The sequence below is a fragment of the Bacillus sp. OTU530 genome (genome assembly GCF_038440375.1).
This window is the reverse complement of sequence record NZ_JASATP010000021.1, coordinates 58,524-75,566: the sequence shown is the minus strand read 5'-3', so window position 1 is coordinate 75,566 and position 17,043 is coordinate 58,524. Positions and strand designations below refer to the sequence as shown.

The following is a 17,043-nucleotide window of genomic DNA, read 5'->3' as shown; positions in this document are numbered from 1 at the left end:
TGAGAGGGCTGAAAAGTATGAGTTTAGAAGCTTTAAGTAAACAAGTAAAAATGGATCTTTCCTATCTTGCGTTCGGCAGGGAAGATTGGGTTCATCCGACCCAGCATCCTGAGGGTCACGTGTATGATGTGGTCATTGTCGGTGGCGGCCAATCTGGTTTAGGTACAGCTTTTGGTCTTCTGCGTGAGCGAATATCTAATATTCTCATTATTGACGAAAATCGTGAAGGCTATGAAGGGCCATGGGTAACCTATGCCCGTATGGTGACGCTGCGTACACCGAAGCATTTGACCTCTGTTGACCTTGGGATTCCTTCTCTGACTTTTCGTTCCTGGTGGGAAGCACAATTTGGAGAAAAGGGTTGGGAGGCTGTGGATAAGATCCCGCGAGGTGATTGGATGAACTATCTGCGCTGGTATCGGAAGGTTCTCAATCTGCCCGTTGTTAACGAAGTAAAGTTGAAGCTTATTGAGCCTATCGAAGAAGGGCTTCACCGACTGCATATTGAAGGGGCGGGAGCAACGTCCAGTGTAGTATTGGCACGCAAGGTCATTTTGGCTACTGGTATTCAGGGCGGTGGTGAATGGCATGTACCGCCGATGATTTCTGAAAAATTACCTCTTCATCTCTATGCCCACACTTCTGAAGCTATTGACTTTGAGGCGCTGAAGGGTAAGAAGATTGCTATTTTAGGTGGTGGTGCCTCAGCTTTTGATAATGCCAATTTCGCATTATCAGAAGGTGTGGCTGAGGCGCATGTGTTCGTTCGCCGCAAGGAGCTGCCGCGCATTAATCCAATTCGCCAGATGGAGGGTTCAGGCCTCATTGAACGTTTCCCCGCCCTTCCTGATGCTGATAAATATGCCGTTATCGCTCATTTCTTTAAGCATAATCAGCCCCCTACGAATGATACCTTTGCACGCGCAGCTTCATGGCCTGGCTTTAATCTGCACTTAGGTGCGCCATGGCTTAAAGTCGATACAAAAGGTGAAGGCACAGTGGTGACTACGCCTCAGGGGGAATTTACTTTTGATTTTCTAATCATTAGCACTGGTCTTGTCACCGATCCAGCCTTGCGTCCGGAGCTGAAGCTTTTCGAAAGCGATATTGCTCGCTGGGGCGATCGTTATCAGGCGCCAGCGGAAATCGCTAATCAGATGCTTGATGCGCATCCTTATCTCAGCCCCGGCTTTGCTTTCACAAGCCGCGATGAGAAGGGTAAAAAGCGTCTGCATGGGCTGTTTGCTTTTAATTATTCAGCCTTAATTAGCTGCGGTATCTCGGCCTCTGCACTTTCAGGTATGAGATATGGGATACCTAAGCTTGTGTCAGCGGTGGCAGATCAGCTTTTCCTCGATGATCGCGAAGACATTCTGGGAACCTTCTTTGCTTATAGTGAGACTGAATTTGTTGGTGAATGGACAAAAAGGAATGTGATTGAAGCTTAGCCGGCATACGTTCAATAATCACATACGGATGAGGAGCCAACGCGCAGTTTACACGGGACTAAGACGTTGTTTGAAGGTACAATTACCGGAATTTATATGAATATATCTAAATATTACTTGGAATAAGCAGGCGGGTTTCATTTCTCGCCTGCTTATTCTGTACGATTTAACCATTGCTGCTGGATCAAGAAAGCTGATTGTTCCCCTGGATTAAAGCTTTAATTCTAAAAGCGAGCCGCAATCGTAGCGTTTCATCTGCATCTTTTACACTTCTTCCAATGATTTCTTCGCATTTTTCCAGACGATAAATGACAGTATTGCGGTGTACATATAACCGCTTTGCTGTTTCTGCTAATTCACAATGTGTTTCTAAATAAACAGATAAAGTCTGAAGCAGTAATTCATGATCCTTTTTTGGTTCATTGGCAAATGCTTGGAAAGTGTCTGTATAAAACTTTTTTAACTGATCATAAGGAACCAGTCGTAAGATTTCCGGAACTCCCTTAGGCTGATACATTTCAATGAATTTTTTTCTTCCTGACATACCGCCATAATATAAGGTATCTGTCGCTTCCTTATAGGAGATAGGAATATGAAGGAATTGCTGCGCATAATTACTAATGCCAAAGGAAATATCTTCTTGGAAGTGGGCTGCCATTTTAGTTTGTATGACCTTTAAAAGCGAAAGGAACGATTGTTCAATGTCTTTCCAGCTATCTTTTATTTGCATAAGTAAGATGTATGAATGATCAAGTGTAAAAAGGTGAATTTTTTGATGGAACAGCTGTAATTCTGACTCGATTGTATCGTAAATCAATTCTTGCTCCGATTGATATTGTATAAACGAAATATGCTTCTCCTTGTTATCTAATCTACCTACTGCACAAACATACCGTTGTTCATTTACTAGCCCAAACTCTCTTCCGCGGCTAATTACTTCCTCGTTTGTAGAAAATGAACCATTAATGAAATTTGTAAAAAATTCATTTTGGAGACGTCTTGTATTTTGTTTTAATGCATTTTCTTTCATTAATTCAAATGCAATGACGTTTGTCGCCTGCTCAACAGTTAAGATAGTTGAACGGTTTGATAAAGGGATAAATCCTAATACACATAGGTAGCTGGACTGTCTATGTGTGTGAACAGGAAAAAGTGTGATTGTTTCTCGATCCCTAGTTAAGGAGAAGGTAGACATTGTTGTTTTTGAAAGCTGAAAATGATGTTCGCTTGTGAGTAATGTCTCCAATTGCTTAAAGAGAGAAGTATCATAATTATCATTGGCAGTTGGACGAAAATGATGATCCAGCAGTATAACAGGTAAGCGAATAAGCGAAGACAAACTTTCAAGGATTTTATGTACACCCTGTCCACTGATAATAAGCTTACTAAATTGTTGATGGGCTTGCATTGCGTTATGCAGCTCATTTGTCCGAATATCAAGAATATAACTCAATGATTTATTGATAATATCTCCGAGTGAAGTCTGGAGAGGAAGTTCTAAGAGTGGAAATTGCAGTTCATTTGCAAATGAAATAGCCGCTTCAGGTATTTCATTTAAAAAGCGCTTTGTTTTAATTCCTAACCCTGAACAGCCTTGTTTCTCCATCTCTTTAATCAGCTGTAATAATGAATCAAGATCATCCTTGAAATGAAAGGCTGTTGTTACAAGTAATTCATTTTTCTTTAGAAAATGAATGATATCGGGGGCATCCATCATGTTTACCGTATTCACTTCACGTTCAATTCCTTGTTTTCCGGCTAGCAGGGCGGTTTCTTTAAAGATAGGAAGAGACAATAGTTCACTTAATTTCATTCTATATTTTTCTCCTTTGTAAAATATGTTTAAGTGTATCATATTTTAATTAGAATTTTAGTTAATATAAACAAAAAAATGGTGGAATGTTCTACATTTCTGTAAATGCTTTTGCCCATTATTTATTTTACAATTAGTTTAGATTTTCTGACATGTTAATATATGTAATAATTCATGATAGAAAAAGAGTTTTGAGAATAGGGGGGATTAGGTTGGGTATAGGTGAAAAGAAGCCACTCGCCTTATTCACACAAATCGAAGAGATGGTAGAGTGGTTAGCTTCCTTCGGAAAAAGTCAAAGCAATGGAGTTACACGCCAACTATATTCAAAAGAATGGCAAGCTGCCCAACAAGCAGTTGAAAAACGGATGGAAGAAGCGGGACTTCGTGCATACTATGACGATGTTGGGAATTTATTCGGCAGATTAGCTGGAAGACAAGAAAATGCTTCTACTATTTTAACAGGATCTCATATTGATACTGTTATAGATGGAGGGAAGTATGACGGAGCCTACGGGATCATTGCTAGTTTAATCGCTGTAGAATATTTATATAAGCATTACGGATTGCCCCGAAAAAATATAGAGGTCGTTTCTTTATGTGAAGAAGAAGGGAGCCGTTTCCCGATGACATATTGGGGTTCGGGAAGTATCGCCGGGATCAAATCGTTTGCGGATGTTCAAAATTTGAAGGATGCAAACGGAACGCCTTTTGTGGAGGCTATGCGGCAAGCAGGGTTTGGCCAAGGAAAATACCCGCAGCCAAGGCGAGCTGATTTGGATTGTTTTATTGAACTGCATATAGAACAAGGAGAGGTATTAGAACGAGAAGGAAAATCCATTGGAGTTGTTAGCCATATTGTCGGGCAGCGGCGATATAATGTCACGGTGATTGGGGAAAGCAACCATGCCGGTACAACACCAATGGGGTGGCGTAAAGACGCTATGCATACGGCAGCTGAACTGATTCAGGTACTTATGCAAAAAGCGAAAGAAACATCTCCTGAGCTCGTTACTACAGTAGGTCAAATTTCTGTAGAACCTAATATATCAAATGTTATTCCAAGAAAGGTAACATTTAGTATGGATATTCGTCATAGTGATGAACAGGTTCTGTTTGAATTTTGTGAAGATGTATGTAAAGAATTTAAATTGATTACAAGCAAGCATCATACTGAATTCAGTCTTTATAATTGGATGAATGAAAAGCCAGTGAAAATGTGTGAAAAGGTAAACAAAATCTCAGAATCCATTTTAGAGAGAGAAGGAATACCGTTTAAGAAAATGACAAGCGGTGCTGGGCATGACTCACAAGTGTTTGGACAGTTCTGTCCAACCTCTTTATTGTTTGTACCAAGTCATAAAGGAATTAGTCATTCGCCATATGAGTTTACAAAGACGGAAGATTTAGAGAAAGGTATTCAATTATTAATAAAAGTTTTATATGAGCTAGCGTACTAAGGAGGGAAAAGGAATGAAAGCTTTTCAAGAAATAAATTCACCATTACGAACAATTATGACTCCAGGACCTGTAGAGGTCGATCCAAGAGTGCTGCGTGCGATGAGTACTCCAATTCTTGGACAGTTTGACCCGGCTTTTACGCAAATGATGAATGAAACAATGGAGATGCTTCGTCAAGTGTTTCAAACAAAAAACCAATGGGCGTTTCCAATTGACGGAACATCTCGAGCTGGCCTTGAAGCTGTATTATGCAGCGTAATAGAGCCAGGAGATAAAGTATTGATCCCTATCTTTGGTAGATTTGGACATTTATTAACAGAAATTGCTGAGCGCAATGGCGCAGAAATCCACACTATCGAATGTAAGTGGGGAGAAGTATTTGATCAAGAAGAAATCATCAATGAAATTAAAAGGGTAAAACCAAAAGTGCTTGCGATTGTCCATGGTGAAACATCAACTGGCTGTATGCAGCCACTAGACAAGATTGGGCCTGCTTGTCGGGAACTTGACGTATTATGTGTTGTCGATGCGGTCGCAACGATTGGCGGAACAGAAGTAAAGGTAGACGAATGGCAGCTTGATGCGGTGATCGGGGGAACGCAAAAATGCCTGTCTGTTCCCTCTGGTATGGCTCCTATCACGTACAATGACCGTGTGGAGCGAGTGCTTTCTGCTAGAAAGAAAGTGGAAAGAGGTGTCGCGCAGGAACAGGACAGAAGAAGTGTGCAACAGCCAATTCGCAGTAATTACTTTGATTTAAGCCAATTGCAGGACTACTGGGGACCAAGAAGATTAAATCATCACACAGAAGCGACATCAATGCTTTACGCATTACGGGAAGGAGTGCGGATTGTTTTACAAGAGGGACTGGAGGAACGATTTGACAGACATCGTTTGCACGAGAAAGCACTTATAGAGGGCATTAAAGCTATGGGCTTGAAGTTATTTAATGATAGATCTTGGAAGCTGCCAATGGTCACATGTGTTACAATTCCAGACGGCGTTGATGGAGAGTCAGTGAGAACGATGCTGCTCGAGCAGTTTGGCATAGAGATTGCTAGCTCATTTGGTCCGCTTCACGGGAAGATCTGGAGAATTGGAACGATGGGATATAGCTGCCGGAAAGAAAATATTTTATTTGTTTTAGCCGCTCTTGAGGCTGCGCTGATTCGTCATAATGCATCTATTCAAATTGGAGAAGGCGTACAAGCGGCGCTGAATGTATATGAATTGCCGAATCTAGCAGTCAAGTAAGAATAAAGAAAACTCGCCGATTGGCGATCCCTGCTCTTGGGCGAAGACAGAGGCGTAGTTGCCCTTATACTGTATTCCTGAAATTTCTCGCTACGTCGAATTGGCTTCCAGCTAGAAATTTATACTTTCTTACAGTGTAAAGAAAACTCGCCGATTGGCGATCCCTGCTCTTGGGTGAAGACAGAGGCGTAGCCCTACTTATGCTGTATTCCTAAAATTTCCGGCTACGTCGAATGACTTCTAGCTGGAAATTTATACTTTCCTACAGTGTAAAAGTGATTGGTTTTAAAGTTAAAATTGCAAAAAGATTCCGGCGGCATCCGGAATCTTTTTGCACAAAATGAACACACTCTTTTCCTCGCAATGACTTGGGAGCGATTTGAAGGCAGTTATTTTTTATATTTTTCCAAGGGTATAGTATAGAAGGTGAACTTATGAAAACGTTATTTAAAATGGAACATTGGCTTGCTGGATTACAATGGCTGTTTTTTCTTTTCACCAATACAGTTGTAATTCCTATTACTGTAGGAGCCGCTTTTCAGCTTCCTCAAGGCAAAATTATCGCTCTCATTCAATTCTCGTTCTTTTTTACGGGGGTAGCTTGTATGTTACAAGCAGTTTTGGGACATAAACGAGCCGTGATGGAGGGCCAATCCGGATTGTGGTGGGGAGTCATTTTAAGTCTTTGTTACACAGCGCCTTCTCAAGGCTTATCATTAACTGCTCTTGGGGGGAGTTTGGCTGTTGGCATTATGATCTCTGGGCTCATCACGATGCTTATCGGACTGAGCGGTCTTTCGCAGCACATTTCGAAGCTGTTTACCTCTGGTGTAATGGCTGTATTTATGTTTCTGCTAGGATGCAGATTAAATATTATCTTTCTCAAGGGAATGTTAGGGATTCCTTTTGGGACTCACTCAGAATCAGCACATATTGATTTATCCCTGTTCTTGCTATCTAGTGCTGTTGTCGTTGCTGTTATTGTGTTCAGCGTTAAAGCACCCCCTGTATTGAGCAGATATTCATTGTTAATCGGGATCATTGTGGGATGGATCTTGTTTGATTTGTTGTTTAATAACAAGGAAGGCATCGATATTGCCGGAGAAATAAGCATTGAGTTATTTCCTCTTGGTGCGCCTAGTCTGGATATAGGGGTTATCGTTATAGCCATTGCTGCGGGTCTCATTAACACGTCCAATACTTTTGGAGCGCTAAAGGGTACCGATGAGATTTATAAAACAATGTCGACTGCAAAGCAATATGGAAGGTCATTTACGATCAGCGGGCTATTCGCCATTATTGCGGGATTATTTGGGATGGTTCCTTATGCTCCGTATGTATCCTCCATTGGTTTTCTGAACCAAACTAAAATTTCGGAGAGACTCCCCTTTATCATTGGCGGTGGAATGTTTATGCTAATGGGACTAATTCCGGCTATCGCGGGGGTAATGGCAAGGCTTCCTTTAAGTGTTGGAAGTGCGGTTTTATTTGTTACCTATCTACGCTTGCTGCATACCTCACTTCAGTATTTTGCACAAATTCATTTAAGTATGGACAATATTTATCGTTTGGCGGCTCCATTATTTATTGGAATTATTTTTATGTCATTTCCTTTATCTTATTTCGAAACCGTTCCTAGTGTTTTGCGACCGTTATTTAGTAATGGGTTATTAGTCGGGATTTTATTATCTCTTTTGCTAGAAAATATTCGTTTTAAATCGTTAGGTACAAGAAAAAATCAAGATCGCATGAAAGAGCTTGTTCAAGAAGGGAAGTCAATTTGAAATCACTGAAACATCGTTAAGAGGAAGTGTTATAAAAATATCGGACAAATCATATTTTACGATTCGGATAAGGAGAATGGATATGAAGCTAGCAACAGTGAAAGTAAATGGTGAAGAAACTGCTGCAATCATTTCTGATAATCAGGCGATTTTGATGCAAACAATAAATGAGCTGGAGAGTAAAGATTGGAGCACGGATCTTTTTCAGATTCTACAAAAAGAGCAATTAACGGAAATAAATCTTTGGTACAAGGAGGAGGGACAAAAGAAATTGCGTCATTTTCCTCATATTTCAGCTGAACAAATAAGCTATGCACCGCTTTATCGCACTCCTAGAAAAATACTAGGTGTAGGCATGAATTATCTGGAAAAAGCAATTGAGTTATCAGGTAAACCACCTGAGGAAGAACCAGTTATTTTTATGAAGCCAGATACTAGTCTGATTGGTCCTGAAGAGGTTATTAAACTGCCTTCTCAGTTCGGTAAAGTAACAGCTGAGGCAGAACTTGGGATTATTATTGGGAAAACATGCAAAAATGTGAAAGAACAGGATGCTTACAGCGTTGTAGCCGGTTTTACTACCACTTTAGATATGACTGCAAAGGATATTCATGCAAAAAATCCTCGCTATTTGCAGCGATCAAAAAGCTTTGATACTTTCTTCAGTTTTGGGCCATATTTCATAACTGTTGATGAGTTTCCTGAGATAAAGGATCTTACTGTAGAAACGGTTTTAAATGGAGAAGTGCACCATCATAACGTTGTTGCAAATATGATTTATCCGCCAGAGTGGATTGTGTCGTTTTTCTCTCACATTATGACATTATACCCAGGTGATATTATTATGACTGGTACACCTGGATCTGTGGTGATTCGTGACGGGGATGTTGTTGAGTGTCACATTGATAGATTCAAATCTTTGCAAAACCCTGTTTCAGTATAGGGCAGAAGATATACAGGATCGAGGACAAACCAAGCGTTTTTTAAATGCTTGGTTTGTTTGCTTGCACTTTAAGAAATTATAATTTTTGCCTAGTTTTTTGATTTCATATTTGTTATGCATCTTTAATGTCAGATAATATAACAATTTTCGTGGTTTTTAGTTAAAAGGTACAATGGAAAAATGAAAAATTCACATTTCGTCTAATGAAATAACAGAATAGAAGCGATAAAATATAAAATATAAGTAATGTTTTATTACGTAGATAAGTAATTTTATATAACATTCAGTTTTAAGGGAATCGAAAAGAAGTAGAAATCTAGTCCGGTTTTAGGTCGAAAGTGTATGTTGTGGTTGCAATATGAAAAAGTGATTTTAACTAAAATATAATCTTATTGATAAGGAGAAATGTGCATGGAACATTTAGATGTAATTATTATAAATGGAAAGGCAGTTCTTCCTGCAGGTGTAGTGGAAACTGATATTGGCATTAAGGATGGGAAAATTGCTGTTATTAAAACAGGGATACAGAATGAGGCGAATTTCATATGGGATGCCGAAGGTCAATATATTTTTCCGGGTATGATTGATGTACATGTTCATTTTAGTGAACCGGGCAGAGAACATTGGGAAGGGTTCCATACAGGTTCCACGATGATGGCGGCAGGAGGGTGCACAACCTATTTTGATATGCCATTAAATGGGATTCCCTCAACAGTGAATCAAGCTGCCCTTTATGAAAAAGCAAGGTTAGGGAATGAAAAGTCTTTTGTTGACTTTAGCTTATGGGGCGGGCTTGTACCCGGAAATGAAAAGGATCTAGAGGCTCTTGCTGAATCGGGTGTGATCGGCTTTAAAGCATTTCTCTCTACAACAGGGAATAAGGAGTTTGAAGCAGTTGATGACATATCCTTGCTTAATGGGATGAAAATTATCGCTAAGCTCAACAAGGTGTTAGCTCTTCATTCAGAGAGTGCCGCCATTACAAATTGGTTAAAAGCAGAGAAAGAAAAGGAAGGAAAATGCAGCGCGGATGATTATTTAGAAACACGTCCGATTATCGCCGAAGTCGAGGCGGTAGAACGCGCCATTTACTATGCAGAGATTACAGGCTGCTCGCTTCACTTTGTGCACATTAGCTCAGCTAAGGCGATAGAAAGAATTGAACAAGCGAAGCAAAAAGGAATGAATATAACGGTTGAAACTTGTCCGCATTATTTATTATTTAACCATGAGCATTTAAGAGAATTGGGTACGATTGCTAAGTGTGCTCCGCCGCTACGTGAACAAGAAGAGCAGCAAAAATTAATTTCCTTATTAATTGATAATAAATTTGATATGATTTCTTCGGACCATTCTCCGTGTCCGTATGACTTAAAGGATCCTAATGTTTATAACTTATTCCAAGCCTGGGGTGGAATTAGTGGAGGGCAATTCTCGTTGCTTGCGATGATTGAGCTTGCTTTACGGTATAATATTCCATTTGAAACAGTAGCGAAGTGGACCGCGTCAGCACCCGCTGAGAGATTTGGGCTTTCAGATCGAAAGGGCAAAATTGCTGAAGGGGCAGACGCTGACTTGGCGATTATTACCTTAGCGGAATCCCATTTCGTTACGGAAGAAAACTATTATGCCAAGCATAAACAAAGCTTGTATATAGGCCATACTTTTCCGTGCAAAGTTCTTGGGACTTTTGTCAGAGGAAATGCAGTATTCAAGGATGGAAGGCTAGTGGCCCAAACTCCTGTTGGTGGCTGGCTGAAGCCTGAAGGGTGTACAGTTGTTAAATAAGCTTGCATGTTAAGGATAAAATGTAAAAACCTTTCTCTAAATATGGTTAGAGAAAGGTTTTTTGCGTTTTGCGGCTATATTGATCAGCGCTTGTATGTGTTGTTGCACTGCTGTTTCTTTTGGATATGAAAGTATGACTTATGAAGATGTACATAAACTTATGAAATTCCTATGTTCCTGTAAATAGGAGATTATGTGAAAATCTAGGTTTGAATAAGGATAGTTATTCAGTATTCATTCCATTAGGTGCAACCATTAATATCGTGGGTGCGCTGTTACTATTTCGGTTTTAACGTTTGATTGCATCAGCGGGTTACGATTAATTCTCGAAGATTGTCCCCTTTTTAAATTTTGAATTTTGAAATGCAAACTTTGTTAGAAGAATATATGCAATACCTGCCACTGCAACACCTATAATCCATCCCAGCTCCACTTTTATAAAGGCGGCGCCGGCACCGATGAGCATCGCAAGCAGCGCGCATGGGTTATATCCGGCAAATGGACCATTTTCCTTATACAAATCTGCAATATTTACTGTTTGTTTTCTTAATATGTAGTATTCCACTAGTAAAATAGAAACAATTGGACCTAAAAATGCGGAATATACAAGAATGAACATGCCAAGACCTTTTGCTGAAGAATCCTGTACAAGCACCCAAGGGAATGAGCAAAGTGCCAGCAGTCCCGTTATGGTAACGGCAGGTTTATATTTCATTTTTGTAAGCAAAGTAATAACATAGGCTGGTGGAATGATATTGGCAACCATATTTACCGCAATCGCACCTATAACAATAAATGCAGATACGCCTACTGTGATATAAGGATTATCTACCACTATTGCAAATGCCTTTACTGGATTGGAAATGCCGGTTGCAGAAGCGAGCATCGCGCCAATTGTAAGGACGAAGCCGTATGCGATTAAAATCGGCGAGAAGTATAAAAAGCTGCGTTTTACATCGCTAATGCCGGATTTGAGCTCTCTTGAATAGTCAGCTGCGCTTAAAAAGATGGCTGCATAGTTTCCTAAAAACATCATGATGAATGAAAAGAATGGCAAGCCCCATGATCCTTTTGTATGAACCCATTTTTCCGCAATGACATCGCTGTAAGATGTTACAAGAATACCAAATACATAGATCAGTGCTAGCATAATAACAATAGAAGCAAGAACTTCCACCCATTTGATGGCATGAAAGCCGTATAATGAAAGTACGATTTGTACCACCTGAATTATGACAAAGCAAATAGCAACATTATCAAAGGTGCCGCTTGTAATCACCTTTACGATTTCATTTAAGGCAGTACCGCCAATCCAGCTTTGAAAGCCGTACCAAATTACGGCCGGAAAGCCGCGTAAAATTGATGATAGGATAGAGCCTTTCATCCCGAATGACATTCTGAGCTGTACAACATATGGTATTCCGGTTCTATATCCAACCCGGTCGTTTAAGGAAAATAACGTTGAAATGATACCGATTGCTATAGCAGCTGCGATAAATGTCTGGAAGATGTTCAGTGTTGCAGTTCCTGCTACAAACAAACTAGCTCCAAGCGTCATGTTACCTAAATTAACACCGTCCCCAATCCACATAAACATATAGGATATCGGACCTACTGACCTGCTCTCTTTCGTTTTTGGCTGTAATGATTGATCTACACCTGCAGTATGGTGAACCTGAATCTCTTCTATAACGTGACTTGCTAAATTTGTAGACATTGTTGCATCTAACTCCTTTTTTTAATAATGGAAAAATAACAGGAACATATACTAAAAAGCTTATTCCTGAGTGCTAACTCAGCTACGCACAGTAGCATGTCTAACTAGTGACACTGGAATTAATGCAATGCTTTTGTTGTGCTGATCTCCCCCTGATTCTATAAGGTTAGTTTTTTTGGATTCCCGCAAAAGTATCACCGATAGTAAATATGAAGAAATTTTGTATTGGTCATACCTTTGTTTGTTATGTTTAATATCAATTGATGTTATGAAAGTTAACATATATAAAGTGTATAGGATGTTTTTTTAAGAGTCATTATAAGAAATGTGAATTTTTAAATATTTGTTTGTACCTTTTAACCAAAAAAAGATAGAGCAGAGCTTTCAAAAGAAATTAGCCTCGCTTTATGATGAATTTAGTCAAAAGATTTTCAGGGTTGGTGGGCAATGAGCAAAGGTTTGATATGGTTAGGTAACTACGTTTGCTGAACATGACTGAAGTAGCGGAAGTTGCAGATATTGAGGTGCTATGAAATTTTACTATTGCTTTCATACCTAATACCTGTATAGTGTATATAAAGATGTTTATCACAATAAATGAGGTGATATAGATGGGGCATTGTGAAGATAGCGGCTTAGATGAAAAGATGGTTCCGAGAACAGAGGGAGAAATTGAAAGTCTCATTAAACGCTTGAAACGTATTGAAGGGCAAGTACGCGGTGTGCAAAAAATGGTGGAGGATAACCGTTATTGTGTAGATATCTTAGTTCAGATTTCAGCAATTAACGCTGCATTAAATAAAGTAGGGTTCAATTTATTGGAGCGCCATACGAAGCATTGTGTGTCTAAGGCTGTTCGTGAAGGGAATGGAGAAGATTCTATTCAGGAGTTAATGAATGTTATTAAACAGTTTTCCAAATAAAGAAGGATATTTTAGGTGAAAAGAGGTGATGTTGTAAAAATCACCTCTTTTTCGCATACTACAAGGTAGTACTTCTTGTCGAGGACAAACACTAAAATAAGACTATGTTATGAGTAAAGGTGTCAGTCGCAGCGTAAAAACATGAAAAAATAATTAAACGCCCTCTTGCATACTTTAGGGGGGTATAGTATATTGTAATCGAGAAGAGCAAATAAGCATGAACCGATATACGAATATGATCAAGTCAACAGATCCTGTAGTATCGTCGGGAGATGTATGAAAATAAGGGAGGAACTTTATAATGGAAAAGGTAATTTTACAAGTAGGCGGAATGTCTTGTGGTCATTGTGTAAATGCAATTGAGGGAAGTGTTGGGAAGTTAAGCGGTGTTCATAATGTGAACGTAAACTTAGCTAAGGGAACAGTTGCGGTAGAATTCGAGCCGAGTACGATAACATTGACAGCAATTAAGGAAGAAATTGATGATCAAGGGTATGAATTAGCATAAAGCGTGCGTAACTGCACGCTTTTTTTGAAAAAGCTACATACCCTACATGGGTATATGGAGGGGATGAATATGAGCAGTACCGAACAGGAGGTAAGCCTGCAGATTGAAGGCATGACATGTGCCGCATGTGCCAGCCGCATTGAAAAAGGGCTCAAAAAAGTGCCAGGTGTGGTGGAAGCAAATGTGAATTTTGCATTGGAAAAATCCAATGTTAGATTCAATCCGGCAGCCACTAATATAGAAGAGTTGCAGAAAAAGGTAGAAGCTCTCGGCTACCATGTCAGAACTGAGAAGGCAGAACTGGACATCACGGGTATGACGTGTGCGGCTTGTGCAACTCGAATTGAGAAAGGGCTTAACAAGCTGCCGGGCGTGACTAAGGCAACTGTCAACTTGGCACTGGAAACGGCTGCAGTCGAGTATAATCCATCAGAGGTTGGAACAATTGAAATGGTCCAGCGAGTAGAAAAGCTTGGGTATGGAGCAACAGTAAAGGGCGACAAAACGGTAGATATCGCCCAGCAACGCCAGCAAGAGCTTGACGCACAAACAGGAAAGTTTTTATTTTCGCTTATTTTGAGCGTACCTTTACTATGGGCAATGGTAAGCCATTTTTCTTTTACAGCTTTTATTCCGCTGCCTGATATGCTCATAAATCCTTGGGTGCAGCTCGCACTCGCTACACCGGTTCAGTTTGTGGTAGGAAAGCAATTTTATCTAGGAGCTTATAAAGCATTACGAAACAAAAGTGCCAATATGGATGTTCTTGTGGCACTTGGCACGAGCGCAGCATATTTTTATAGCTTATATTTAACGATTTTATCCATCGGCTCTGCCGTGCATATGGTGGAATTGTACTATGAAACAAGTGCGGTTCTTATTACACTCATTCTTCTTGGAAAGCTGTTTGAGGCGAGAGCAAAAGGTCGTTCGTCTGAAGCGATTAAGAAATTGATGGGGCTGCAAGCGAAAACGGCAACGGTTTTACGCAAGGAGCAAGAAATAGAAATTCCGTTTGAACAGGTTCAGGTCGGGGACATTGTGTATGTAAAACCAGGAGAAAAGGTGCCGGTTGACGGTGTTATCACGGAGGGGCGCTCCGCTCTTGATGAGTCCATGCTGACTGGAGAAAGTGTTCCTGTTGATAAAGCAGTAGGAGATGCTGTTATTGGAGCAACGGTTAATAAAAACGGCTTCCTGAAAATCAAGGCGACAAAGGTAGGTCGTGATACGGCGTTAGCGCAAATCATTAAGGTAGTAGAAGAGGCGCAAGGATCAAAAGCACCGATTCAGCGATTGGCAGATCAGATTTCCGGGATTTTTGTTCCGATTGTTGTTGGAATTGCAATCCTCACTTTTTTTGCATGGTATGTATGGGTAAGTCCAGGAGAGTTTGCGGTTGCGCTAGAGAAGCTAATAGCAGTGCTGGTGATTGCCTGCCCGTGCGCACTCGGATTAGCGACGCCAACGTCTATTATGGCAGGATCTGGACGGGCGGCAGAGTTCGGCATCTTGTTTAAAGGCGGCGAGCATTTAGAAATGACACATCAGCTGGATACTGTCATTTTGGATAAAACAGGAACTGTTACAAATGGTACACCTGAGCTGACAGATGTGATTATTGCAGAGGGTTTTCACGAAGCAGAGGTTTTGAGCTTAGTAGGGTCTGCAGAAAAGCAATCTGAGCATCCGGTGGCGCAGGCGATTGTAGATGGAATTGGAAAGAGAAACATTGCGTATAAGACAGTTGCTGCTTTTGAAGCTATTCCAGGCTATGGGGTGCAGGCTACGGTAGGGGGGCGGACAGCTATGATTGGCACCCGCAAGCTCTTGAGAAATAATCATATTACCATTGAACATGCAGAAAACAAAATGGAGCAGCTGGAGCGTCAAGGGAAAACAGCTATGTTAGTAGCAATTGATGACCAGTATGCGGGAATTATCGCAGTGGCTGATACTGTTAAACAAACATCTAAAGAGGCAGTCGCACGATTAAGAGAAATGGGCTTGGATGTTATCATGATCACAGGTGACAACAAACAAACAGCGCAGGCGATCGCACAACAGGTTGGCATTGAGAAGGTAATTGCAGAGGTGCTGCCGGAAGGAAAGGCGGCAGAAGTAAAGAAACTGCAGGAGCAAGGGAAAAAAGTTGCAATGGTCGGGGACGGCATTAATGACGCACCAGCTTTGGCGCTTGCCGACATTGGCATGGCCATCGGAACGGGGACGGATGTGGCGATGGAAGCGGCGGATATTACGCTTATGAGAGGCGATTTGAACAGTATCGCTGATGCGATTTTCATGAGCAAGAGAACCATTCGCAATATTAAACAAAACTTATTCTGGGCGTTTGCTTACAATGCTCTGGGCATCCCGATAGCAGCTTTAGGATTTTTGGCACCATGGGTAGCGGGGGCTGCTATGGCATTTAGTTCTGTATCAGTTGTACTCAATGCGCTGCGTCTGCAACGAGTAAAGCTATAAGGGGGAGCAAAGAATGAAAAAATGGCTGATATCGGCAATTGTCTATCTCCTCATTGTCATCGGGGGGTATGCTGCCTGGATGAGTATAAGCGGGGAGGATGCTGCTTCAGAGCAGGGGGAGCATTCACAGCAGCATGCGGCAACAGCAGCAGATGAGCATGCACATGAGGGTCATGACGATCCGCAACAGCAAGTGAGTGAAGTAAAGTCTACGGTAGAATATAAGGACGGTACATTTTACATTGGATTAACAGACAGTGCCAATCAACCGGTAAATGACCTAGAAATCAACCATGAGAAGCTAATGCATTTTATTATTGTAAGCGAGGACCTCCAGCAGTATTATCACGTGCACCCAACAAAGGCAGGAGACGGCAAGTTTGAAGTAGCGCTTCCGTTACAGGAAGGAACGTATAAAGCATTTATTGACATTAAGCCGAAGGATTTAAACTATCAGGTGGAGCCGGTTGTTGTGCAGGTTGGAGATGCAGCGGAGCATCATCATGAAACGGCATTGGCGCCTGAAACACAGCTCACAAAAACAATAGCTGGAAAAACACTGACAATGGAGCCTGATTCCTTCAAGGCAGGGGAACCTATTACACTCTCCTTCTCCTTTGCAGATGGAACAGTGCCGGAGCCATATTTAGGAGCTTTGGGACATGTAGTGATTTTAGATGAGCATGGTGAAACATATGTCCATGTCCATCCCGCTTCCCAGACAGATACAAAATTTGAAACAACATTCGCTAAGCCCGGCGTATATAAAATATGGGCTGAGTTTCAGTTCCAAGGGAAAGTGATCATATATCCATTTACAGTAAAAGTTGACTCCTAAAAATTCGTATAAAATAGGATGTAGATAAAAACAGGAGGGTTTATTTACACTGTAAAAAAGTATAAATTTCCAGCTAGGA

General features: G+C 40.8%; 12 protein-coding genes and 1 pseudogene. 11 read left to right on the top strand and 2 right to left on the bottom strand.

Annotated elements, in window-relative coordinates; translation table 11 throughout:
• The first annotated feature begins 17 nt into the window (after window positions 1-17).
• Window positions 18-1,448 (top strand): NAD(P)/FAD-dependent oxidoreductase, encoded by a 1,431-nt coding sequence (locus tag AAHB12_RS16705; RefSeq protein WP_342046113.1) that lies wholly within the window; start codon window positions 18-20, stop codon window positions 1,446-1,448.
• Window positions 1,449-1,632: 184 nt separating this feature from the next.
• On the opposite strand, the gene AAHB12_RS16700 is transcribed toward AAHB12_RS16705, so the two are convergent.
• On the bottom strand, window positions 1,633-3,261 hold the full coding sequence (locus AAHB12_RS16700) for a PucR family transcriptional regulator (RefSeq protein ID WP_342046112.1): 1,629 nt from the start codon (window positions 3,259-3,261) through the stop codon (window positions 1,633-1,635).
• Between the two features lie 212 nt (window positions 3,262-3,473).
• On the opposite strand from AAHB12_RS16700, the gene allC reads away from it, so the two are divergent.
• From allC to AAHB12_RS16670, 6 genes and pseudogenes are all read left to right on the top strand, one after another.
• Entirely contained in the window at window positions 3,474-4,721 is a 1,248-nt protein-coding gene (gene allC / locus AAHB12_RS16695) for an allantoate deiminase (protein ID WP_342046111.1), read from the top strand.
• Between the two features lie 13 nt (window positions 4,722-4,734).
• On the top strand, window positions 4,735-5,976 hold the full coding sequence (locus tag AAHB12_RS16690) for a pyridoxal-phosphate-dependent aminotransferase family protein (RefSeq protein ID WP_342046110.1): 1,242 nt from the start codon (window positions 4,735-4,737) through the stop codon (window positions 5,974-5,976).
• A 434-nt stretch (window positions 5,977-6,410) separates the two neighbouring features.
• Window positions 6,411-7,760, top strand: a complete 1,350-nt coding sequence (locus tag AAHB12_RS16685; RefSeq protein ID WP_342046109.1) for a uracil/xanthine transporter — start codon at window positions 6,411-6,413, stop codon at window positions 7,758-7,760.
• A gap of 82 nt (window positions 7,761-7,842) precedes the next feature.
• On the top strand, window positions 7,843-8,703 hold the full coding sequence (locus tag AAHB12_RS16680) for a fumarylacetoacetate hydrolase family protein (protein WP_342046108.1): 861 nt from the start codon (window positions 7,843-7,845) through the stop codon (window positions 8,701-8,703).
• Window positions 8,704-9,114: 411 nt separating this feature from the next.
• Window positions 9,115-10,491 (top strand): allantoinase, encoded by a 1,377-nt coding sequence (locus AAHB12_RS16675; protein WP_342046107.1) that lies wholly within the window; start codon window positions 9,115-9,117, stop codon window positions 10,489-10,491.
• A gap of 173 nt (window positions 10,492-10,664) precedes the next feature.
• Window positions 10,665-10,807, top strand: a pseudogene (locus tag AAHB12_RS16670) (serine/threonine transporter SstT); the annotation flags it as partial.
• A 3-nt stretch (window positions 10,808-10,810) separates the two neighbouring features.
• Here AAHB12_RS16670 and AAHB12_RS16665 read toward each other — a convergent pair.
• The gene (locus tag AAHB12_RS16665) at window positions 10,811-12,208 is read right to left on the bottom strand and encodes an NCS1 family transporter (protein ID WP_342046106.1); all 1,398 of its coding nucleotides are present in this window, start codon (window positions 12,206-12,208) and stop codon (window positions 10,811-10,813) included.
• Window positions 12,209-12,819: 611 nt separating this feature from the next.
• On the opposite strand from AAHB12_RS16665, the gene AAHB12_RS16660 reads away from it, so the two are divergent.
• The 4 genes from AAHB12_RS16660 (at window position 12,820) to AAHB12_RS16645 (ending at window position 16,964) form a co-directional block, all read left to right on the top strand.
• A complete protein-coding gene (locus tag AAHB12_RS16660) occupies window positions 12,820-13,131 on the top strand; it encodes a metal-sensing transcriptional repressor (RefSeq protein WP_342046105.1) in 312 nt (103 codons plus the stop codon).
• Window positions 13,132-13,432: 301 nt separating this feature from the next.
• Window positions 13,433-13,639 carry a copper chaperone CopZ gene (gene copZ, locus AAHB12_RS16655; protein WP_342046104.1) on the top strand — a complete coding sequence of 69 codons (207 nt, stop codon included), beginning with the start codon at window positions 13,433-13,435 and terminating at the stop codon, window positions 13,637-13,639.
• A 69-nt stretch (window positions 13,640-13,708) separates the two neighbouring features.
• Window positions 13,709-16,126 carry a heavy metal translocating P-type ATPase gene (locus tag AAHB12_RS16650; RefSeq protein WP_342046103.1) on the top strand — a complete coding sequence of 806 codons (2,418 nt, stop codon included), beginning with the start codon at window positions 13,709-13,711 and terminating at the stop codon, window positions 16,124-16,126.
• A gap of 13 nt (window positions 16,127-16,139) precedes the next feature.
• Window positions 16,140-16,964 (top strand): hypothetical protein, encoded by an 825-nt coding sequence (locus tag AAHB12_RS16645; RefSeq protein WP_342046102.1) that lies wholly within the window; start codon window positions 16,140-16,142, stop codon window positions 16,962-16,964.
• Window positions 16,965-17,043 lie beyond the last annotated feature (79 nt).